The 21,615-nt window shown below is 69.6% G+C and carries 20 protein-coding genes and 2 pseudogenes; 15 read left to right on the top strand and 7 right to left on the bottom strand.

All coding sequences use genetic code 11. From position 1 onward, the window contains the following. Positions 1-65: 65 nt before the first annotated feature. The 4 genes from HIR79_RS17320 to pilM are packed head-to-tail and all read right to left on the bottom strand — an operon-like array spanning position 66 to position 2,849. On the bottom strand, positions 66-596 hold the full coding sequence (locus HIR79_RS17320; protein WP_169959301.1) for a pilus assembly protein PilP: 531 nt from the start codon (positions 594-596) through the stop codon (positions 66-68). Then, positions 593-1,216 carry a type IV pilus inner membrane component PilO gene (locus tag HIR79_RS17325; protein ID WP_110068894.1) on the bottom strand — a complete coding sequence of 208 codons (624 nt, stop codon included), beginning with the start codon at positions 1,214-1,216 and terminating at the stop codon, positions 593-595. Before HIR79_RS17325 ends, HIR79_RS17320 begins: the two co-directional genes overlap by 4 nt. Beyond that, on the bottom strand, positions 1,213-1,791 hold the full coding sequence (locus HIR79_RS17330; protein ID WP_169959302.1) for a PilN domain-containing protein: 579 nt from the start codon (positions 1,789-1,791) through the stop codon (positions 1,213-1,215). The genes HIR79_RS17325 and HIR79_RS17330 overlap by 4 nt, the downstream gene beginning before the upstream one ends. Next, positions 1,788-2,849: a type IV pilus assembly protein PilM gene (gene pilM / locus HIR79_RS17335; protein WP_169959303.1), complete on the bottom strand. Its 1,062-nt coding sequence runs from the start codon at positions 2,847-2,849 to the stop codon at positions 1,788-1,790. The genes HIR79_RS17330 and pilM overlap by 4 nt, the downstream gene beginning before the upstream one ends. 257 nt (positions 2,850-3,106) lie before the next feature. Here pilM and HIR79_RS17340 point away from each other — a divergent pair, with 257 nt between their 5' ends. Then, positions 3,107-5,635, top strand: coding sequence for a penicillin-binding protein 1A (locus HIR79_RS17340; RefSeq protein WP_169959304.1), 2,529 nt, complete (start codon positions 3,107-3,109; stop codon positions 5,633-5,635). Positions 5,636-5,736: 101 nt separating this feature from the next. Further along, positions 5,737-6,486 (top strand): DUF481 domain-containing protein, encoded by a 750-nt coding sequence (locus HIR79_RS17345; protein ID WP_169959305.1) that lies wholly within the window; start codon positions 5,737-5,739, stop codon positions 6,484-6,486. A 93-nt stretch (positions 6,487-6,579) separates the two neighbouring features. Here HIR79_RS17345 and HIR79_RS17350 read toward each other — a convergent pair whose 3' ends face one another. Both HIR79_RS17350 and rpmE read right to left on the bottom strand, forming a co-directional pair. Beyond that, entirely contained in the window at positions 6,580-7,848 is a 1,269-nt protein-coding gene (locus HIR79_RS17350; RefSeq protein WP_169959306.1) for a malic enzyme-like NAD(P)-binding protein, read from the bottom strand. Between the two features lie 237 nt (positions 7,849-8,085). Further along, entirely contained in the window at positions 8,086-8,298 is a 213-nt protein-coding gene (gene rpmE / locus HIR79_RS17355) for a 50S ribosomal protein L31 (RefSeq protein WP_110068898.1), read from the bottom strand. Positions 8,299-8,487: 189 nt separating this feature from the next. Between rpmE and HIR79_RS17360 the strand changes: the two are divergent. The 13 genes and pseudogenes from HIR79_RS17360 (at position 8,488) to tatC (ending at position 20,778) form a co-directional block, all read left to right on the top strand. After that, a pseudogene (locus HIR79_RS17360) lies at positions 8,488-10,726 on the top strand (primosomal protein N'). 155 nt (positions 10,727-10,881) lie between these two features. Further along, positions 10,882-12,568: pseudogene (gene argS, locus HIR79_RS17365) on the top strand (arginine--tRNA ligase). A gap of 3 nt (positions 12,569-12,571) precedes the next feature. Further along, entirely contained in the window at positions 12,572-13,306 is a 735-nt protein-coding gene (locus HIR79_RS17370) for an SPOR domain-containing protein (protein WP_169959307.1), read from the top strand. A 204-nt stretch (positions 13,307-13,510) separates the two neighbouring features. Then, positions 13,511-14,029, top strand: a complete 519-nt coding sequence (gene hslV / locus HIR79_RS17375; protein ID WP_119022368.1) for an ATP-dependent protease subunit HslV — start codon at positions 13,511-13,513, stop codon at positions 14,027-14,029. 11 nt (positions 14,030-14,040) lie between these two features. After that, a complete protein-coding gene (gene hslU / locus HIR79_RS17380; protein ID WP_119022369.1) occupies positions 14,041-15,363 on the top strand; it encodes an ATP-dependent protease ATPase subunit HslU in 1,323 nt (440 codons plus the stop codon). Further along, entirely contained in the window at positions 15,360-15,743 is a 384-nt protein-coding gene (locus HIR79_RS17385; RefSeq protein WP_169959308.1) for a gamma-butyrobetaine hydroxylase family protein, read from the top strand. The genes hslU and HIR79_RS17385 overlap by 4 nt, the downstream gene beginning before the upstream one ends. 93 nt (positions 15,744-15,836) lie before the next feature. Then, positions 15,837-16,604 (top strand): bifunctional demethylmenaquinone methyltransferase/2-methoxy-6-polyprenyl-1,4-benzoquinol methylase UbiE, encoded by a 768-nt coding sequence (ubiE, locus tag HIR79_RS17390; RefSeq protein WP_119022371.1) that lies wholly within the window; start codon positions 15,837-15,839, stop codon positions 16,602-16,604. Positions 16,605-16,611: 7 nt separating this feature from the next. Next, positions 16,612-17,262, top strand: coding sequence for a ubiquinone biosynthesis accessory factor UbiJ (locus tag HIR79_RS17395; RefSeq protein WP_119022372.1), 651 nt, complete (start codon positions 16,612-16,614; stop codon positions 17,260-17,262). Then, positions 17,262-18,884 carry a ubiquinone biosynthesis regulatory protein kinase UbiB gene (gene ubiB / locus HIR79_RS17400; RefSeq protein WP_169959645.1) on the top strand — a complete coding sequence of 541 codons (1,623 nt, stop codon included), beginning with the start codon at positions 17,262-17,264 and terminating at the stop codon, positions 18,882-18,884. The genes HIR79_RS17395 and ubiB overlap by 1 nt, the downstream gene beginning before the upstream one ends. 33 nt (positions 18,885-18,917) lie before the next feature. After that, positions 18,918-19,253, top strand: a complete 336-nt coding sequence (locus HIR79_RS17405; protein WP_169959309.1) for a phosphoribosyl-ATP diphosphatase — start codon at positions 18,918-18,920, stop codon at positions 19,251-19,253. Positions 19,254-19,303: 50 nt separating this feature from the next. Continuing rightward, positions 19,304-19,564 (top strand): Sec-independent protein translocase subunit TatA, encoded by a 261-nt coding sequence (gene tatA / locus HIR79_RS17410; protein ID WP_119022374.1) that lies wholly within the window; start codon positions 19,304-19,306, stop codon positions 19,562-19,564. A gap of 6 nt (positions 19,565-19,570) precedes the next feature. Further along, positions 19,571-20,011, top strand: coding sequence for a Sec-independent protein translocase protein TatB (tatB, locus tag HIR79_RS17415; protein WP_169959310.1), 441 nt, complete (start codon positions 19,571-19,573; stop codon positions 20,009-20,011). Beyond that, on the top strand, positions 20,008-20,778 hold the full coding sequence (gene tatC / locus HIR79_RS17420; RefSeq protein WP_169959311.1) for a twin-arginine translocase subunit TatC: 771 nt from the start codon (positions 20,008-20,010) through the stop codon (positions 20,776-20,778). The genes tatB and tatC overlap by 4 nt, the downstream gene beginning before the upstream one ends. Positions 20,779-20,887: 109 nt before the next feature. On the opposite strand, the gene elbB is transcribed toward tatC, so the two are convergent. Continuing rightward, positions 20,888-21,550 (bottom strand): isoprenoid biosynthesis glyoxalase ElbB, encoded by a 663-nt coding sequence (gene elbB, locus HIR79_RS17425; protein ID WP_169959312.1) that lies wholly within the window; start codon positions 21,548-21,550, stop codon positions 20,888-20,890. Positions 21,551-21,615: the final 65 nt, after the last annotated feature.

The following is a 21,615-nucleotide window of genomic DNA, read 5'->3' on the forward strand; positions in this document are numbered from 1 at the left end:
CCCATCCCTGCCGGTGGGCGGCGAATCGCTTGCCTGGTGGTTTATCCGGATCTCGTTATCAGGATCTAGTCGTTGAGCGTCATCTGCGTCGTGCGCTCGATCCAGCCACCTCGCCCGGTGGGCACCACCTCGATCAGCTGCACCGAGGAGGAGGTGATGCTGACGATGCGCCCGAAATCACTGCCCAGGTAATTGCCCACGCGCAGCCGGTGCACCGTGCCGCTCGGCGCCCGGACCAGCGCCGAGGGCTGCCCGCCATGAGTCAAGGTGCCGACCAGGTCGAGCTGACCGAGGCCATAGGCCTCAAGGGGCTCCCGCGGCCGAGTCAGGTCTGGCGCCAGCTCCTCGGAACCGCGCGGCGGCTGCTCCGTTTCAGGCAGCCTGGCGATGAACGGACTGCGCCGATCGGCCTCGTCGTAGGGCAGCGCCTCATAGTCGGGAATATCGGGCAGCTCCACCCGCGGGGTCGCACCGGGGTTGCTGCGGATCTCGGCCAGCTCGCGGTCGAGCATGCCGAGCTGAGGGTCGGAACATCCCGAAAGCCCCAGCAGCAGCGCGGCCGCCAGTGCCGCCGAAAGACGGTTGGCTCGGCTCATGGCGCCCCCTCCTCGCTCTGGCGGTAACTGTAGGTCCGCGCCAGCAGGGAGAGCCTGAGCCGCTGGCCGCTGCCCCCCTCCGGCGACAGGGTCATGTCGTGCAGGGTGACGATGCGCGGCAGTGCCGCCACGCCGGCCAGGAAGGTAGCGATGCGGTGGTAGTCGCCCTGCACCTGGATATCGAAGGGCTGCTCGATATAGTGCTCCCGGGTGACCGTGCCGCGCAGGCGGATGGAGTCGATGGCGAGCTGATTGTCGATGGCGGTCTCGCTGATGTTGTCGATCAGCGAGGGCACCTCGGCGCCGGTGGGCAGCATCTCGCGCAGTTCGCTCATGCGCGCCTCGAGGACGCCCATCTGTTCGCGCATCGCCTCGAGATTCGCCGCCTGGGCCGCCTTGCTGCGGTAGTCACGGATCAGCTGCGCCTCCTGGCCACGCACCCGTTCGAGCTCCTCCTTGGCGGGGGCCGCCAGGTACCAGTGCATGCCGTAGAAGGTCGCGCCCAGCAGCAGCAGGCAGCAGAGCAGCTGCAGCGACCAGGGCCAGACGCCGGCCTCCTTGATGTCCAGTTCACGCCAGTCCAGCTCGCGCAGGCGACGCACCTCTCCCTTGAGACTCATGACCCCTCCTCCGCCGACGCCTGATTCGCCGCCGCCCGGGGCAGCTGCTGGCTCATGCTCAGGCTGAAGCGACGCCGCTCACCGCCCCCCTCGGCCTCCACCTCGGAGAGCACTGGCTCGGTGAAGGAGGCGGCCGCCGCCAGCGCACGCAGCTGGTCGGAGACCTGGCGGTTGTTCTCGGCCAGGCCGGCCAGCCGCAGGCTGTCACCCTGGCGGGTGAGCTGGGTGTAGTGGACGCCGTCCACCAGGCTTGAGGTCAGGTCGCTCAGGACATGGACGGTCTGGGTGCGACCCATCTGCAGCTCGGTGAACACCCGCACCTGCTCGAGCATCTGCTCGCGGATCGCCTCCAGCTCGCTGATCTCGCGGATCGCCGAGTCGAGCTGGCGACTCTGGGCCTGGATATGGGCATTGCGCTGCTGCTGGGCCTGGGCTTCCTGCTCGTAGTGCCAGGTCAGGCCGTAGCCGCCCCCGAGGCCGAGCAGGGCGGCCAGCCCCAGCGTCACGAAGAAGCGCTTGCTGCGACGGGCTCGGCGCTCTTCGCGCCAGGGCAGCAGGTTGATCTCGATGGTCATGGGCGGGACCTCATTGCCAGGCCGCAGGCGGCAAGCAGCGCCGGAGCATCACCGGAGAGCGTCTGGACGTCGATGCGGCCGTTGACCTTCATGCGCGCCAGGGGATTGGCGATGGAGACCTCCATGCCGCTCTCCTGGGCCAGTCGCTCGGCCAGGCCGGGCAGCATGCTGGTGCCGCCGGCCAGCACCATGCGACGCACCTCCTGCTTGCGACCGGCGGTGTAGTAGAGCTGCAGGGAGCGCCCGACCTGCTGCACCAGGGTATCCAGGAAGGGGCCGAGCACGCTGCGCGGATAGTCCTCGGGCAGGCCGCCGCGCTTCTTGGCCAGGCCCGCCTCGTCGAGGCTCAGGCCGTAGCGGTTGCGGATCTCCTCGGTGAGCTGGCGACCACCGAATACGGTGTCGCGGCTGTAGACCACACGCCCCTCGCGCAGCACGTGAAAGGTGTTCATGGTGGCGCCGATATCCACCAGGGCCACGCAGTCCTCCTCGCCGGAGGAGGCGGGCAGCTGATGGCGCACCTCGGTGAAGGCGCGCTCCATGGCGAAGGTCTCGACATCCACCGCCTCGGGGGTCAGCCCCGCCTGCAGCACGGCGTCGGTCAGCTGGCTGACATCCTGCTGCCGACAGGCCACCAGCAGCACGTCCTGCTGGTCGGCGTAGCGGGCGTTGAGGCCCAGGCGCTGGAAGTCGAAGGCGACCTCACTGAACGGAAAGGGGATGTGCTTGTCTGAATCGAGCTGAATGCGCGCTTCAATTTCATCGTCGCTGAGCGAGGCCGGCAGGGTGAGCGTCTTGGTGATGGCCGCGCTGGCGGGCACCGCGACCACGGCGCGGCGGGAGTGCGGCTTCGCCTGCTGGACCGCCCGGGAGAGGGCATCGACCACCTCCCCCATGTCCTGAATGCGACGCTCGACCACCGCGCCCTCGCGCAGAGGCCGCACCGCGTAGCTCTCGACCTGGTAGCTGGCGCCAGCACGCCTGAGTTCCACGAGCTTGACGGTTGCCGAGGTGATATCGACACCGATCAGTCCCTTGCTGGATGCCCTGAATCGCATCTCGGTCCGCCCCTGCTGATCCATGCGGATGACCGCTTGTTATTTCGCTCACTCCTCACGGCAGGAGGAGTCTGAGCCCCGGGGACTGGCCCCTGTAAGCAGAGGTTACATGATATTGCCGAATCTCACACGGCTAACCGCAAACCTGCACCCTCAACGCTGGTGACCCCGCGCCTGGATTCCTATAATGGCGTCTCAGTCGCCCCGACCCATCCCCTTCGCGACGCTCCAGTTCCCTGCACGGATACCACCTTTTCATGACGTTTATCAGAACCCTGTGCTTTTCCCTGGTCTGGCTGCTGGTGTCCCTCACCGCGGCCGTGACCCTGGGCGTGGTGGGCGCCGCGCTCTACTTTGCCCCCGGACTGCCCGATGTGCGCCAGCTCCAGGACTTCGAGCTGCACTCCCCGCTGCGCATCTTCACCCGCGACGGCAAGCTGATCGGCGAGTTTGGCGAGGAGCGTCGCATGCCGGTGGAGTTCGACGAGATCCCCGAGGACTTCATCCAGGCGCTGCTGGCCGCCGAGGACGCCAACTTCTTCGAGCACCGCGGCGTCGACCCCAGGGGCCTGGCGCGCGCCGCCGTGGAGCTCGCCTCCAGCGGCGGCGAGATCCAATCGGGCGGTTCCACCATCACCATGCAGGTGGCGCGCAACTACCTGCTGACCCTGGACCGCACCTTCACCCGCAAGATCCGCGAGATCCTGCTGGCCCTGCAGATGGAGCAGGTGCTCACCAAGGAGGAGATCTTCGAGCTCTACGTCAACAAGATCTTCCTCGGCAACCGCGCCTATGGCATCGCCGCCGCCGCGGAGACCTACTACAACCGCCCGCTCGGCGAGCTGACCCTGGCCGAGAAGGCGATGATTGCCGGCCTGCCCAAGGCGCCGTCGGCCTTCAATCCCCTGGCCAACCCGGAGCGCTCGCTGATCCGCCGCAACTGGATCCTCTACCGCATGCGCCAGCTGGGCCATATCGACCAGGCCGCCTACGATGAGGCGGTCCAGGCGCCGATCACCGCCCGCCGCTACGTGGCCCAGACCGAGGTGGACGCCGACTACGTGGCGGAGATGGCCCGCCAGTTCGCCGTGGAGCGCTTCGGCGAGGAGGCCTACACCGGCGGCTACCGCATCCACACCACCCTGGACGGCGAGCTGCAGCCCTTCGCCCGCCGCGCCCTGGCCGACGGCCTGATCGCCTACGACACCCGCCACGGGTGGCGCGGCGCCGAGCAGCGCGACCTTCCCGCGAGCCTCGTGGAGGCCCAGGCGCGCACCGACCGTCGCGGCCTGGAGGAGGAGCTCGACGAGTCCCCCGAGATCCTGGAGACCGCCCAGCGCGCCGCCGAGCGCAGCCAGACCGAGATCGAGGGCATCGAGGGCGATGTCAGCAACTGGGTTCAGGTGCTGGAGCGCACCGCTGGCCTCGGCCCGCTGCAGCCGGCCATCGTGGTGGAGAGCAGCGGCCGTGAGATGCGCGTGCTGACCCGCGGCGGCGAAGTGCGCACCATCGCCTGGGACGGGCTCTCCTGGGCGCGGGCCTACCGCAGCCCGCGGGCCCGCGGCCCCGAGCCCGGCTCCGCCGCCGAGATCGCCAGCCGCGGCGACCTGGTCCGCGTGCTGGAGCGCGAGGACGGCAGCCTGCGCCTGGCCCAGCGCCCGGACGCCGAAGGCTCCCTGGTGGTGATGCACCCCGACACCGGCGCCATCCTGGCGCTGCAGGGCGGCTTCAGCTTCCAGGCCAGCAAGTTCAACCGCGCCGTACAGGCACAGCGCCAGTCGGGCTCGATCTTCAAGCCGTTCATCTACCTGGCGGCCCTGGACAGCGGCCTGATGACCGCGGCCAGCGTGGTCAACGATGCCCCGGTGGTGGTCCAGGACGGCAGCAGCGAGCTGTGGCGGCCGGTCAATGCCAGCGGCGACTTCCTCGGCCCGACCCGCCTGCGGGTGGCGCTCGCCCGTTCGCGCAACCTGGTGACCATCCGGGTGCTGCAGGAGGTGGGGCTCGATGCCACCATCGACTTCCTGGAGGGCTTCGGCTTCGCCAGCTCACGCCTGCCCCGGGGGCTCTCCCTGGCGCTGGGCAGCGCCGACCTGACCCCGCTGGAGATGACCAACGCCTATGCGGTGCTGGCCAACGGCGGCTACCAGGTCGCTCCCTGGTTCATCGAACGTGTCACCCGCGGCGACGACGAGCGGCTGATCGAGGAGGCCACCCCCATGGTGGTGTGCCGCGAGTGCTCCAACGGCCAGACCGAGGTGGAGATCGACGGCCGGCTCCACCCGGTGGCACCGCGCGTGGTCGACCCGATGTCCGCCTACATCCTGACCGACATGCTGCGCGACGTGATCGACAGCGGCACCGGCCGCGCCGCCCAGTCGCTGGGCCGTGGCGATATCGTCGGCAAGACCGGCACCACCAACAACCAGCGCGACGCCTGGTTCGCCGGCTACAACGCCGACCTGGTGGCCACCGTGTGGCTGGGCAAGGACAACAACGAGACCACCGCCGAGTACGGCGCCAACGCCGCCCTGCCGATCTGGATCGACTTCATGGGCGCCGCCCTGGAGGGCCGTCCCGAGGCGAAGCATCCGCGGCCCGCCAGCCTGGTCACCGCCCGGGTCGACCCGGACAGCGGCCGCCTGCTGCCCGACGGCCAGGGCGGCGGCATCAGCGAGCTCTTCCACCCGGATCACCTGCCCAGCTTCCAGCCGCAGCGCGTCGAGCGCGAAGTGGAGCAGCACAGCGGCTCCCAGGGCACCGGCGCCTACGAGGCGATCTTCTAGTTAGTGCTGCCTGCCGGGGCGGCAAGGATGCCGCCCCGCCCTCTCACGCACCCCGCTTCCACGCCCGCTGGGATTCACTCACCGGACATCTGGGGATGCCCATGCCACACCTTGCCAGCCGCCTGCTGATCCTGGCGCTGGGGCTTGCCGCCAGCGGCACCACCCTCGCCAGCCCCTTCTACGCCCCGCCCTCCACCGGCGAGAAGCCCCATGGCTTCAGCGGTGAGGCCGAGCTCGGCTACACCCACCTCGCCGGCAATACCGACAGCCAGACGCTGATCGGCAAGAGCCAATTGACCTGGCTGCGCGATCGCTGGACCCACCTGCTGCGCGGCGAGGTGCGCCACGTCTCCCGGGACGGCGAGGCCAGCGCCGAACAGTATCGCCTGACCGGGCGCGAACGCTACGACCTGGAGGGCCCCCACTACCTGTTCGGCTTCGCGCGCTGGGAGAAGGATCGCTTCAGCGGCTACGACCAGCAGCTGGCCGCCATCGCCGGCTACGGCCGCGACCTGATCGAGGGCGAGCGCCATCGGCTCTCGCTGGAGGCCGGCCCCGGCTATCGCCGCGACCGCATCGATACCGAGCCCGACGCCTCCCTCGCCGTGGCCTACGGAGCCCTGGACTGGCACCTCGAGGCCACCGAAACCACCACCCTCAAGCAGGAGCTGTCGGTGGAGGCCACCGACGACAACACCACCTCGCGCTCGCTCTCCTCGCTGACCGCGCGGCTCAACTCGCGCCTGGCGCTGCGCCTCTCCCACGAGATCAAGCGCAACTCCCAGCCCCCGGAAGGCGCCGAGGCTCGCACCGACCACACCACCAGCGCCTCGCTGCTCTACAGCTGGTAGGCGCCAGCACCGTTACCGACACCCAGACACGACGACGCCGGCCCGAGGGCCGGCGTCGCGGAGGCTGATGAGCCGTACGTTACACGCCGTACGTTACACGCCGTAAACGTCGTCCACGCTCTTCAGCGGATAGTGGGAGGGGTAGGGCCGACGCGCCACGCCGGAATCCACCGCCGCCTGGGCTACCGCAGAGGTGATCCGCTCCAGCAGGCGCACATCCACCGGGGTGGGGATGATGTACTCGCGGCCGAAGCTCATCTCGCTCTTCTCGTAGGCATCCAGCACCTCCTGGGGCACCGGCTCGCGGGCCAGGTCCTTCAGGGCGTGAACCGCGGCCACCTTCATCTCCTCGTTGATGCGGGTGGCACGCACGTCCAGGGCACCGCGGAAGATGAAGGGGAAGCCCAGTACGTTGTTGACCTGGTTCGGGTAGTCCGAGCGGCCGGTGGCCATGATCACGTCGGGGCGCACTTCGCGGGCCAGGTCGGGGTGGATCTCCGGGTCCGGGTTGGTGCAGGCGAAGACCACCGGGTTGGGCGCCATCTTGCGGATGTGGTCGGCGCTCATCAGGCCGGGGCCGGAGAGTCCGACGAAGACGTCTGCGCCATCGATGGCGTCATCCAGGGTGCGCTTGTCGGTGTCAACGGCGAACATCGCCTTGTAGGGGTTGAGATCCTCGCGACCGGTGTGGATCACGCCCTTGCGGTCGAGCATCACGAGGTTCTCGGCACGCGCACCGCAGGCCACCAGCAGCTTCATGCAGGCAATGGCCGCAGCGCCGGCACCCATGCAGACGATGCTGGCGTCCTCGAGGCGCTTGCCGGCGATCTCCAGGGCGTTGAGCATGCCCGCCGCGGTCACGATGGCGGTACCGTGCTGGTCATCGTGGAAGACCGGGATGCTGCACTGCTCGATCAGCGCCTGCTCGATCTCGAAGCACTCCGGCGCCTTGATATCCTCGAGGTTGATGCCGCCCCAGGTATCGGCGATGCGCGCCACGGTGTCGATGAAGGCCTGGGGGCTCTCGGAGTTGACCTCAATGTCCACGGAGTTGATGCCGGCAAAGCGCTTGAACAGCACGCCCTTGCCCTCCATGACCGGCTTGCTGGCCAGGGCGCCCAGATTGCCCAGCCCCAGGATGGCGCTGCCATCGGAGATCACCGCCACCAGGTTGCCCTTGCCGGTGTAGCGGTAGGCGTTCTCGGGGTCGCGAGCGATCTCGCGGCACGGCTCGGCCACGCCCGGGCTGTAGGCCAGGGCGAGGTCCTTGGCGGTAGCGGTGGGCTTGGTCAGCTCGATGGAGAGCTTTCCGGGGATGGGCTTGGCGTGATAGTCCAGCGCGGCCTGTCTTGCATCACTCATAGAGGGTGGGTTCCGGTCAGGGTGAAATCGTCCGTCCACGATATAGAAAAACTTTCCACCGCTCAAGTCTCGCGACTTTCTCGCCTTTTGTACGCTCGTTTGACGCCGATGGCAGCCATTTGCTGCAACTTATGCCTGGCGAGCCAGCCATAAGCCATCCCTTATCACAGCGCCCAGCATGAAAAAAACCCGCCACGATGGGCGGGTTTTTCGACGGTCCGGGGAACGTCTGGGCGATCAGCGCTTGATCGCGGCACCGAAACGCTTATTGAAGCGCTCGACGCGACCACCAGTGGTCGCCTGCTTCTGCTTGCCGGTGTAGAAGGGGTGGCACTGGGAGCAGACGTCCAGGGAGAAGTCGTGGCCGGAGGTGGAGCCCACCTGGAAGCTGGCGCCACAGGAGCAGGTCGCGTTGACCGTCTTGTATTCGGGATGGATACCTTGTTTCATCTTGAGCCTCGTTGAGCTGCATGCCGCCACCTGATCTGCTGCCAGGCACCGCATACGGGTTGTCTATCGGTCGCGCTGACTGATGGTCACGAAAACCGCAAGCGCGAGTGCAAACCGGTCGTTCCGCCCTGGCCGAACTCGACAGGCAGGGAGGCGCAGTATTCTAGCAGAGCCTATCCCGGAGGCCAATTGCCCATCTCGACTCCGCCCCCGCGCGTGCTGGGCGTCGCGGTTCCCTCGCCGCTGCGCAGACTGTTCGACTATCGCCCTGCCGGTGCGCCGCCGCCCGGCGGCTGGGCCCCGGGGCTGCGCGTGAGGGTGCCCTTCGGGCGGCGCGAGGTGGTCGGCGTGGTGATGGAGTGCCGCGAGCGCAGCGAGCTGCCGCTGGCCGAGCTCAGGCCCGTCGCCGCCTGCCTGGACGCCGTTCCCCTGCCCGCCGACTGGCTCTGGCTGTGCCGCTTCACCGCCCGCTATTACCAGCACTCCCTGGGGGGACACCCTGCACCAGGCCATGCCGGTGCTGCTGCGCCAGGGCCGCGCCCTGGAGGGGCGCACCCGAGAGCGCTGGCAGCTCACCGCCGCGGGCCGTGACGCGCCCGCCGAGACCCTGTCCCGCGCCCCGCGCCAGGCCGAGCTGCTGGCGATGCTCGCCCAGCATCCCCACGGCCTGGCCGCCCAGGCGATCCTGGCCCAGTCGTTTTCCCGCGACCAGCTCAGGGCCCTGGCCGCCAAGGGGCTGGTGGCGTCCCGCGAGGAGCCGCTCACCGCTCGCTCCCGGCCAGATGCCGATCAGCTGCTGGCGGAGCCCGCCCTGCCCCTCAACCGCGAGCAGGCCACGGCGCTGGCCGCCCTGCACGAGCGCCTGGAGGCCTATCACCCCTGCCTGCTGGAGGGGGTCACCGGCAGCGGCAAGACCGAGGTCTACCTGCAGCTGATCGAGGCGGTGGTGGGGCGCGGGCGCCAGGCGCTGGTGCTGGTGCCGGAGATCGGCCTCACTCCCCAGACCCTGGCCCGCTTCCGCAAGCGCTTCCGGGTGCCGGTGGTGGCCCTGCACTCCGGCCTCACCGACCACGAGCGGCTGGACGCCTGGGAAGCCGCCGCCAGCGGCCGCGCGCCCATCGTGATCGGCACCCGCTCGGCGATCTTCACCCCGCTGGCGCGTCCCGGCGCCATCATCGTCGACGAGGAGCACGACGGCTCCTACAAGCAGCAGGACGGCCTGCGCTACCACGCCCGGGACCTGGCGGTGGCCCGCGCCCACCATCACGGCATCCCGCTGCTGCTCGGCAGTGCCACCCCTTCGCTTGAGAGCCTGGCCAAGGCGCGCAGCGGCGAGTGGCGCCATCTGCCGCTGACCCGCCGCGCCACCCGCCATGCCCCCGCCCGGCTGGAGCTGATCGACCTGCGCGGCCGGCCCCGCCAGGGCGGCCTGATCCCGCCAGTGCTCGACGCCATCCGCGAGACCCTGGGCGCCGGTCACCAGGTGCTGGTGTTCATCAACCGCCGCGGCTTCGCGCCGACCCTGGCCTGCCACGCCTGCGGCTGGCTGGCCGAGTGCGACGCCTGCGACGCCCGCATGACCCTGCACCGCCAGCCGCCGCTGCTCGCCTGCCACCACTGCGACCGCCGCCAGGCGCTTCCGGAGAGCTGCCCGCAGTGCGGCAGCATCGACCTGCGCCCCCTGGGCAGCGGCACCGAACGCACCGAGGAGACCCTGACCGGGCTCTTCCCGAAGGTACCGGTGCACCGCATCGACCGCGACAGCACCCGCCGCCGCGACGCCTTCGAGCAGGCGCTGGCCGAGGTGCGCCGAGGCGAGCCCTGCCTGCTGGTGGGCACCCAGATGCTGGCCAAGGGCCACCACCTGCCCCACGTCACCCTGGTGGTGGTGGTCAACGCCGACGCCGGCCTCTATGCCAGCGATTTTCGCGCCCTGGAGCAGAGTGCCCAGCTGCTGGTGCAGGTGGCCGGCCGCGCCGGCCGCGCCGCCCACCCCGGCCGGGTGCTGGTACAGACCATGCACCCGGATGACCCCCACCTGCGCCTGCTGGCCGAGCGGGGCTACGCCGCCCTGGCCGAGCAGCTGCTCGCGGAGCGCCGCGCCGCCGCCCTGCCCCCCTTCCGCTTCCTGGCGCTGCTGCGCCTGGAGAGCGCCAGGGAAGAGGCCGCCGGCGAGCTCGCCCGGCGCGCCGCCGCCGCGCTGCGCGGCTGGCTGGCCGAGCGCGAGCTCGCGGTGGAGTGCCTCGGCCCGGTGCCGGCCCCCATGGAGCGCCGCCAGGGGCGCTACCACCTGCAGGTGATGCTCAGCGCCGAACGGCGCAGCGCCCTCCACGAGGCCTGCGCCTGGCTGACCGCCTGGCTGGAGGCCGCGCCCGAGGCGCGCCGCACCCGCTGGTCGCTGGATATCGACCCCCAGACGCTCAGCTGACGCCCGCCCTTTAAAGCCGCGCCACAATTGCCGATAATGGCCGGCCGTGCCCGCTCCGGGCTCCGCTTCCATGCCCGCGCCGCGGGCGAGCGCCTCGTTAGCGCCGGTTCATCGGCCGCTCGCCCCGCTCGACGCCACAGGACATCCGACGCTCCATGAAAGAGACCATCGTTTCGCTGCTCGAAGGCGCCCTCGACACCCTCCGGCAGCAGGGCGTGCTGCCCGCCGACCTCGCCCCGCCCATCAAGGTCGACCCGACCCGGGACAAGGCCCACGGCGACTACGCCACCAATCTCGCGCTGATGCTGGCCAAGCCCGCCGGCAGGAAGCCCCGGGAGCTGGCCGAGGCCCTGATCGCCGCCCTCCCCGAGAGCGACGCCATCCGCCAGGTGGAGATCGCCGGCCCCGGCTTCGTCAACTTCTTCGCCGCCACCGACGCCGCCGCCCAGGTGGTGCGCCAGGTGCTGGACGCCGGCGACGCCTACGGCCGCAGCCTGATCGGGCAGGGCGCCAAGGTGCAGGTGGAGTTCGTCTCCGCCAACCCCACCGGGCCGCTGCACGTGGGCCACGGACGCGGCGCGGCCATCGGCGACTGCATCTGCCGCCTGCTCGAGGCCACCGGCTACGACGTCACCCGCGAGTTCTACTACAACGACGCCGGCGCCCAGATCGGCAACCTGGCGCTCTCGGTGCAGGCCCGCGTCAAGGGGCTCGACCCCCGACCACGAGAGCTGGCCCGCCGACGGCTACCGGGGCGGCTACATCATCGATGTGGCCAACAGCTACCTGGCCGGCGAGACCGTCCACGCCGACGACCGCCACGTCACCGGCAAGGGCGACCCGGACGACCTCGAAGCGATCCAGGAGTTCGCCGTGGCCTACCTGCGCCGCGAGCAGGACCTCGACCTCAAGGCCTTCGGGGTGCACTTCGACGTCTACTTCCTGGAGTCCTCGCTCTACCGCGACGGCAAGGTGGAGGCCGCCGTCGAGCGCCTGGTGGCGAACGGCCACACTTATGAGCAGGACGGCGCCCTGTGGCTGCGCACCACCGCCTTCGGCGATGACAAGGACCGGGTGATGCGCAAGAGCGACGGGCAGTACACCTACTTCCTGCCGGACGTCGCCTACCACCTCGACAAGTGGCAGCGCGGCTTCACCACCGTGGTCAACGAGCAGGGGGCCGACCACCACTCCACCGTGACCCGGGTCCGCGCCGGCCTGCAGGCGCTGGAGGCCGGCATTCCCCAGGGCTGGCCCGACTACGTGCTGCACCAGATGGTGATGGTCACCCGCTCCGGCGTGGAGGTGAAGCTCTCCAAGCGCGCCGGCAGCTACGTCACCGTCCGCGACCTGATCGACGAGGTGGGTCGCGACGCCACCCGCTTCTTCCTGGCCGCTCGTCGGGCCGACTCCCAGCTCACCTTCGACATCGACCTGGCGCGCTCCCAGTCCAACGACAACCCGGTCTACTACGTGCAGTACGCCCACGCCCGGGTGTGCAGCGTGATGCGTCGCGCCGAGGCCGACGGCCTGGCCTTCGACCACGCCCAGGCGATGGCCAGCCTGGGCCGACTCGAGGAGGCCCAGGAGAAGGCGCTGATGAACCGCCTGGCCCGCTACCCCGAGGTCATCGAGCACGCCGCCGCCAACCGGGAGCCCCAGCAGGTCGCCCAGTACCTGCTGGACCTGGCCGCCGACTTCCATACCTGCTACAACGCGGTGAAGGTGATGGTCGAGGATGACGCCCTGCGCAACGCTCGCCTGGCCCTGGGCCTGGCGACCCGCCAGGTACTGCGCAACGGCCTGGACCTGATGGGAGTCAGCGCCCCCGAGGAGATGTAACCCATGGCGACCCGCAAGCAGACGCCGCCGAAGCGTCGAGGCGCCACCAGCAGTCGCCGCCAGGCCAGCAGGCCGCGCCGCGAGTGGCGCCTGCCCGGCTGGGTATGGGGCCTGGCCGGTCTGGTGGGCGGCTTCCTGCTCTCCCAGCACCAGCACGGGGTGGCGCCCTGGCAGGTCGAGGATTCGCCCCTGGCCACGGTGCTGCCGCGCAGCGCCCCGCCGGAGCCCGAGGCCGCGGCACCGGCGAAGCCCAGCGAGCCGCGCATGCCCACCTTCGAGTTCTACACCCTGCTGCCGGAGTCCGAGGTGATCGCCCCGCGCGGCGAGATGCCCTCCTCCACGGCGCGCCCGCCGGCGCCGCCTCCCGTCGAGGAGACGGCCGCCGCCGAGCCCGGCGGCGACCCCATTGCCCAGGTGATCGCCGCCAACCTGGCCGCCGACCGCAGCGAGGAAGCGAGCCCGGCCGCCGAGCCAGCCCCCCAGGCCGCCGCCAGCAACGGCCACCGCTACATGCTGCAGGCCGCCTCCTTCCGCGAGTCCGGCGACGCCCAGCAGCTGCAGCGCCGCCTGCGCGACTTCGGCCTGCTGGCCCAGGTCAGCGAGGTCAAGGCCTCCGGCGGCGAGACCTGGCACCGCGTCCAGGTCGGCCCCTACGACGACAACCGCGAGCTCAGCCGCGCCCAGGACCTGATGGTCACCCAGGGCATCGAGCCGCTGCTGATCCGGCTCCAGAACTAGCGGCTCCAGAACTATCCGCCCCGGAGCCAGGCCAGCGCCGATTCAGGGCCGCGCTCGCGCCCTGAGTCGGCGACGCCCCTGACGTCTTGAATTCAGGGCTCATCGCCCGCACCTCTCCCTTCAGCCTATTCGCGGCGCCCGGGTCACCCCCGCGGCGCCGAAAGTCATCGGGAGCCCTCTGCTCCCCCAAGGAGACACACCTCCATGACCACGATCGTATCCGTGCGCCGCGGTGACCAGGTGGCGCTGGCCGGCGACGGCCAGGTGTCGCTGGGCAACACCGTGATGAAGGGCAACGCCAGCAAGGTCCGCCGCCTCTACCGCGGCGAGGTGCTGGCAGGCTTCGCCGGCGGGACCGCCGACGCCTTCACCCTCTTCGAGCGCTTCGAGGCGCAGCTGGAGAAGTACCAGGGCAATCTGGTCAAGGCCGCCGTGGAGCTGGCCAAGGACTGGCGCACCGACCGCGCCCTGCGCCGCCTGGAGGCGCTGCTGGCCGTGGCCAACAAGGACGCCTCGCTGATCATCACCGGCAACGGCGACGTGGTGGAACCCGAGCGCGGCATCATCGCCATCGGCTCCGGCGGCAACTTCGCCCTGGCCGCGGCCCGGGCGCTGCTCGAGAACACCGACCTCTCGGCCAAGGAGATCACCGAGAAGTCGCTGGCGATCGCCGGTGACATCTGCGTGTTCACCAACCACCACGTCACCCTCGAAACGCTCTGAAGGCTGCCCCCATGACCCAGATGACCCCCCGCGAGATCGTCCACGCCCTGGACCAGTACATCATCGGCCAGCAGGACGCCAAGCGCGCCGTGGCCATCGCCCTGCGCAACCGCTGGCGCCGCATGCAGCTCGACGCCGACCTGCGCCAGGAGGTGACCCCCAAGAACATCCTGATGATCGGCCCCACCGGGGTGGGCAAGACCGAGATCGCAAGGCGCCTGGCCAAGCTGGCCCGCGCCCCCTTCATCAAGGTGGAGGCCACCAAGTTCACCGAGGTGGGCTACGTGGGCCGCGACGTGGACTCCATCATCCGCGACCTGACCGAGGCCGCCATCAAGCTGGTGCGCGAGCAGGCCAAGGAGGAGGTGGGCCACCGTGCCGAGGACGCCGCCGAGGACCGCATCCTCGACGCCCTGCTGCCGCCGCCCCGCGGCCAGGAGGACGCGCCCCGCCAGGACGGCGGGACCCGCCAGATCTTTCGCAAGAAGCTGCGCGAGGGTCAGCTCGACGACAAGGAGATCGACATCGAGCTGACCCAGCAGGGCCCCGGCATCGACATCATGACCCCGCCGGGCATGGAGGAGATGACCCAGCAGCTGCAGAGCCTCTTCTCCGGCATGGGCAAGCAGAAGAGCGAGACCCGCCGGGTCACGGTGAAGGACGCCTTCGCCCTGCTGCGCGACGAGGAGGCCAGCAAGCTGGTCAATGAGGAGGAGATCAAGAGCCGCGCCATCGAGGCGGTGGAGCAGCACGGCATCGTCTTCCTCGACGAGATCGACAAGGTGGCCAAGGGCAGCGGCCAGTCCAGCGGCGGCGAGGTCTCCCGGGAGGGGGTGCAGCGCGACCTGCTGCCGCTGATCGAGGGCTCCACGGTCTCCACCAAGTACGGCATGGTGAAGACCGACCACATCCTGTTCATCGCCTCCGGCGCCTTCCACCTGTCGCGCCCCTCGGACCTGATTCCCGAGCTGCAGGGTCGCCTGCCGATCCGCGTGGAGCTCAACGCCCTGACCCCGGAGGACTTCAAGCGCATCCTCACCGAGCCCTCCGCGGCGCTCACCAAGCAGTACCAGGCGCTGCTGGCCACCGAGGGCCTCGAGATCGAGTTCACCGCCGACGGCATCGAGCGCATCGCCGAGATCGCCTGGCGGGTCAACGAGGGCACCGAGAACATCGGCGCGCGCCGACTGCACACGGTGATGGAACGCCTGCTGGAGGAAGCCTCCTACAAGGGCAGCGACATCGGCAGCCCGCTGACCATCGACGCCGCCTACGTGGACTCCCAGCTCGGCGAGCTGGCCATGGACGAGGACCTGTCGCGGTATATCCTATGAGCGCCCCGATTCCGACCCGAGTGCACTATCACCGCAAGGCTCAGGAACTCGAGCTCGGCTATGCCGATGGCAAAAGCTATCGGCTGCCCATCGAGTACCTGCGGGTCTTCTCCCCCTCCGCCGAAGTGCGCGGCCACGGCCGCGGCCAGGAAACCCTGCAGGTCGGCAAGAAGTTCGTCGGCCTCAAGGACATCACCCCCGCCGGCCGCTACGCCCTCAAGCTGCACTTCGACGACGGCCACGACAGCGGCCTCTACAGCTGGGACTACCTGTGGTGGCTGATCGAGCAGCGCGAGGCCAACTGGGCGGACTACCTACAGCGCCTGGAGGACGCCGGCGCCAGCCGCGAGCCGCTGGGCATCGAAATCAGGCAGCTCTAACCCCCGTCAAGACAATCGCCATCGCGGGACGCTACAATGTCGCCCATTCGAGGCAGCGGCCTCTCCCATGCAGCGATTCGGGAGCCCCATCGCATGAGCGCCAACCCCAGCTCCAGGGACAAGCAGACCACCCACTTCGGCTACCAGGAAGTGCCCGTCGAGGAGAAGGCCACCCGGGTGGCCGATGTCTTCCACTCCGTGGCCGCCCGCTACGACGTCATGAACGACCTGATGTCCTTCGGCATCCACCGCCTGTGGAAGCGCCTGACCATCGAGCGCGCCGGGGTGCGCCCGGGCCACAGCGTGCTCGATATCGCCGGCGGCACCGGCGACCTGACCCTCAAGTTCTCGCGCCTGGTGGGACCCCGCGGGCGCGTGGTGCTGGCCGACATCAACGAGTCCATGCTGCGCGTGGGCCGCGACAAGCTCCTCGATCGCGGCGTAGGCGGCAACGTCGAATACGTCCAGGCCAACGCCGAGTGCCTGCCCTTCCCGGACAACACCTTCGACTGCATCACCATCGCCTTCGGCCTGCGCAACGTCACCGACAAGGACGCCGCCCTGCGCTCCATGGCCCGGGTGCTCAAGCCCGGCGGACGCCTGCTGGTGCTGGAGTTCTCCAAGCCGCCCAGCGCCCTGCTCTCGAAGGTCTATGACGAGTACTCCTTCCGGCTGCTGCCGAAGATCGGCGAGGTGGTCGCCAACGATGCCGACAGCTATCGCTACCTCGCCGAATCGATCCGCATGCACCCCGACCAGGAGACCCTCAAGGGGATGATGGAGGCGGCCGGCCTGGAGCGCGTCGAGTACACCAACCTCACCGGGGGCATCGTCGCCCTGCACCGCGGCATAAAGCTCTGAGGTGGGCATGGCGTTGACCCCGACCCTGCTGCTGGCCGGCCTGGAGCGCACCCTCAATACCCTGCTCGCCCGCGACCCGGCGGCCCCCTCGCGGCTTGCCCGGCTCGCCGGCCAGCGGCTGCTGCTGCGCCTGGAGAACCCCGAGCTGGCCCTGGCGATCCACTACCATGCCCACGGCCTCGACCTGCTGCGCCCGGACGACGCCGACGAGACGGCCTTCGACGCCGTGGTGGAGCTGGACGCCGAGACCGCAGGCGCCCTGCTCGGTGGCGCCTCCCTGGAGCGGCTGATGTTCCAGGGGAGGCTGGCGGTGCGCGGGCGTATCCCGCTGCTGGAGGCCACCCGCGACCTGCTGCTCGACCTCGACCCGGACTGGGAGGGCGAACTGGCCCGCTGGCTGGGCGATGTGCCCGCCAACAGCCTCGCCGAGGGGTTGCGCCGCCTGGGCCGCTTCGGGCTGCGCACCCGGGAGGAGTTCTGTGCCGACCTCTCCGAATACCTGGTGGAGGAGGCGCGCTGGCTGCCCGGCCGCCCACAGCTGGAGGTGCTGCGCGACCACCTCACCGAGCTGGAGATCGCCACCGACCGCCTGGAGGCACGCCTGGCGCGCCTGCACCGCCGCCTGGCGGCGCAGCAGGCCGAGCGGGTGACGCCATGATGCTGCTGCGGCTGCTGCGCATCCTCTGGGTGATCACTCGCTATCGGCTGGACACCCTGATTCCCCTGGAACGGCTGCCCTGGGCGCTGCGCACTCTCTTCAGGCTCTCGCCGCTGCGCCTGGTGCCCATCGGCGAGCGCTCTCGCGGTGCGCGCCTGCGCCTGGCGCTGGAATCGCTGGGCCCCATCTTCGTCAAGTTCGGCCAGGTGCTCTCCACCCGCCGCGACCTGCTGCCGGCAGACATCGCCGACGAGATGAAGCGCCTGCAGGACCAGGTGCCCCCCTTCCCCGGCGACCAGGCGCTGGCCGTGGTGGAGGAGGAGCTCGGCATGACCGTGGCGCTGGCCTTCGCCCGCTTCGACGCCGAGCCGCTGGCCTCGGCGTCCATCGCCCAGGTGCATGGCGCGCGCCTGCACAGCGGCGAGGAGGTGGTGGTCAAGATCATCCGCCCCGGCATCGACCGGGTGATGCGCCAGGACATGGCGCTGATGTACCGCTTCGCCCGGCTGCTGACCCTGGTCCCCGAGGCGCGCCGCCTGCGCCCGGTGGAGGTGGTGCGCGACTACGAGGCGACGCTGTTCGACGAGCTCGACCTGCACAAGGAGGCCGCCAACACCTCCCAGCTCAAGCGCAACTTCAAGAACTCGCCACTGCTCTACGTGCCGGCGATCCACTGGGAGCTGACCCGCCAGCGCGTCATGGTGCAGGAGCGCATCTACGGCGTTCCGGTGGCCGACATCGCCGCCCTCGAGGCCCAGGAGACCGACCTCAAGCGGCTCGCCGAGCGCGGCGTGGAGATCTTCTTCACCCAGGTGTTCCGCGACAACTTCTTCCACGCCGACATGCACCCCGGCAACATCTTCGTCGCCCGGGAGCATCCCCACGACCCCCAGTACATCGCCATCGACTGCGGCATCGTCGGCAGTCTGACCCGCGAGGACCAGGACTACCTGGCCCGCAACCTGCTGGCCTTCTTCCACCAGGACTACTACGAGGTGGCCGCCCTGCACATCGAGTCGGGCTGGGTCGGCGAGAACACCCGAGCCAACGAGTTCGCCGCGGCGATCCGCACGGTGTGCGAGCCGATCCTCGAGAAGCCTCTCAAGGACATCTCCTTCGGCCAGGTGCTGCTGGGCCTGTTCCAGACCGCGCGGCGCTTCGACATGGAGGTGCAGCCCCAGCTGGTGCTGCTGCAGAAGACCCTGCTCAACATCGAGGGGCTGGGCCGCCAGCTCTACCCCGACCTGGACCTCTGGAAGACCGCCAAGCCCTTCCTGGAGCAGTGGATGAAGGAGCGCGCCGGCACCCGGGGCTTCTGGGAGTCTCTCAAGCGCCAGGCGCCCGAGCTGACCCGCCAGCTGCCCGAACTGCCGGTGCTGGCCCACCAGGCGCTCTCCCAGATGGACCAGGAGAAGCGCCAGCGCCGCCGCCAGGGCGAGGCATTGGGAGGCATCCGCCAGCAGCTGATTCGCGAGGGCCGGCGCGGCCGCCGCCTGCGCCTGGGGCTCCTGCTGGTGGCCCTGGCGCTCGCCTGGCAGCCGCTTAGCCAGTGGGCCGCCGGCCAGCCCTGGCCCGCCCTGGCCGCCGCCATCCTCGGCCTGGCCCTGCTGGCCTGGCACTGACTCCCCTCCACCCACGTCACGGAACCTTCATCCATGAGCGATATTCTCGAGCGCCTGCAAGCTGTCCTGGATCAACGCCGCCAGGGGGATCCGCAGGATTCCTACGTCGCCGCCTTGCATCACAAGGGCCTGAACAAGATACTCGAGAAGGTCGGCGAGGAAGCCACCGAGACCCTGCTGGCCGCCAAGGATGCGGAGCGTGGAGGCGAGGCCGAGCGTGAGGCGTTGATCGCCGAGACGGCCGACCTGTGGTTTCATAGCCTGGTGATGCTGTCGCACCTCGACCTCGACCACCGCGCCGTGCTCGACGAGCTGGGCCGCCGCTTCGGCGTCTCCGGCCACGACGAGAAGGCCGCCAGGCAGCAATAGATTCTTACGGCTCCCGGACAGGCCGGGGCCCCGTTCCAGAGGAAGCACACATGTTAGGTGGTATCAGTATCTGGCAGCTGCTGATCGTACTCGGCATCATCATCCTGATCTTCGGCACCAAGAAGCTGCGCAACGTCGGCAGCGACCTGGGTGGCGCCGTGAAGGGCTTCAAGAAGGCCATGCACGAGGAGGAGAAGGGCGAGGAGAAGGACGACGCCCAGACCCAGGCCCGCGTGGACCACAAGGAAGAGACCAACACCTACGACGTCCAGGCCGAGCGCAAGCCCGAGGAACAGGAAGAGCGCAAGTAAGCCGCCATGTTTGACATCGGCTTTCTCGAACTCATGATCATCGGCGTGGTCGGCCTGCTGGTGCTGGGCCCGGAGCGGCTGCCCAAGGCGGCGCGCACGGCGGGGCTATGGATCGGCAAGATCAAGCGCACCGTCTCCGGCATGCAGCGCGAGATCAGCGCCCAGCTCGAGGCGGAGGAGCTGCGCCAGAAGCTCAACGAGCAGCAGAAGAAGCTCGACGAGAGCGTGCGCCAGGTCCAGCGCGACGTGGAGAGCCTCGCCGAGCCCGACCGCCCTGCCGAGAGCAAGCCGGACCAGGCCCCCGCGCCCAGCGCCGAGCAGCGCCTGGACGACGCCCTGGCCCGCGCCCGCCGCGACGGCGCCGGCAGCCAGGGGCCGGCTGACGATGCGCGCCCCGATGAACGCCCCGAGCCCACCGCCGCCGACAAGGACGCTTCCTCCCGATGAGCAAGACCGGTGACAGCCCGGAACAGCACCAGGCCACCCTGATCGAGCACCTGATCGAACTGCGCTCGCGACTGCTGCGCAGCGTGGTGGCGATCCTGGTGATCTTCCTGGGCCTCTACGCCTTCGCCAACGACATCTACACCTTCGTGGCCCAGCCGCTGATGGCGCTGCTGCCGGAAGGCTCGCAGATGATCGCCACCGAGGTGGCCTCGCCCTTCCTGGCGCCCTTCAAGCTGACCCTGGTGGTGGCGGTGTTCATCGCCGTACCCTATGTGCTGCACCAGGCGTGGGCCTTCGTGGCCCCGGGGCTCTACGACAACGAGAAGGCCCTGGCGCTGCCGATCCTGGCCTCCAGCGTGCTGCTGTTCTACGCCGGGGCGGCCTTCGCCTACTACGTGGTCTTCCCGCTGCTGTTCCAGTTCTTCACCCAGACGGGGCCTGAGAACGTGGCGGTGATGACCGACATCAACGCCTACCTCAACTTCGTGCTCAAGCTGTTCTTCGCCTTCGGGGTGGCCTTCGAGATCCCCATCGCCACCTTCCTGCTGATCGCCTCAGGGGTCACCACGGTGGAGAGCCTGTCGAAGAAGCGCCCCTACATCATCCTCGGCTGCTTCGTGGTGGGCATGCTGCTCACCCCCCCGGACGTAATCTCCCAGACCCTGCTGGCGGTGCCCATGTACCTGCTCTACGAGGTGGGCCTGCTGTTCGGGCGCCTGCCACGCCGCAAGAAGCAGCGGCGCGCGGCGGAGGAAGACGAGGCCTGAGCGGCAAGGCATCCGTCTGGCCCTGCCCAAAAGTGAACCCCGCAGGCGTGAGCCTGCGGGGTTCTTGGTTTCCGGACGCCTGCGGCTCGGGGAGCCTGCCGCTTGCGGCTCAGCGATCCATCAGCTCGTCGATGCGGTCGACCAGCTTGAAGATGCCGGTGGCCGCCTCGCTGATGCGGGTCGCCAGCATGTAGGCCGGGGTGGTGACCACGCGGTTCTCGAAGTCCACCACGATCTCCTCCACGCCGCAGGTGCGGTGCAGCCCGCCCATGGCGCTGATGGCGCCGGAGACACCCGGGTCGTGGCCGATGGTCACGGCGATGCCATTGCCCAGCAGCTTCGGCACCATCACCGGCGCGATGCACATCAGGCCGATCGGCTTGCGGGCGTCAAAGAAGCCGGCCAGGGCCTCCCGGAGCTCGCCCAGTACCTCCATGTCGGCCCCCGCCTCGGCGAAGCTCGACAGGTTCTTGGCCGCCCCGAAGCCGCCGGGCAGGATTACCGCGTCGAAGTCGTCGGCGGCCAGCTCCGCGAGCGGCGAGATCTCGCCGCGGGCCAGACGCGCCGACTCCGTCAGCACATTGCGCGTCTCGCCCTCGGCCACCTCACCGCTGCGATGGTCGATCACGTGGTGCTGCTCGATGTCCGGGGCGAAGCAGCGATAGCCGATGCCCAGCTGGTCGAGCCGCAGCAGGGTCAGGGTGGTCTCGTAGATCTCGGAGCCGTCGAAGACACCGCAGCCCGAGAGAATCACCGCCACCTGTTTGCTCATGCCTGTCTCCTTGCAGGGGTCACCCGCCGGCAGGCGGGCCCGATAATCGAACCCCACACTCTAGA

Source organism: Halomonas sp. PGE1, from assembly GCF_013000985.1.
GTDB classification, from domain to species: Bacteria; Pseudomonadota; Gammaproteobacteria; order Pseudomonadales; family Halomonadaceae; genus Halomonas; species Halomonas alkalicola.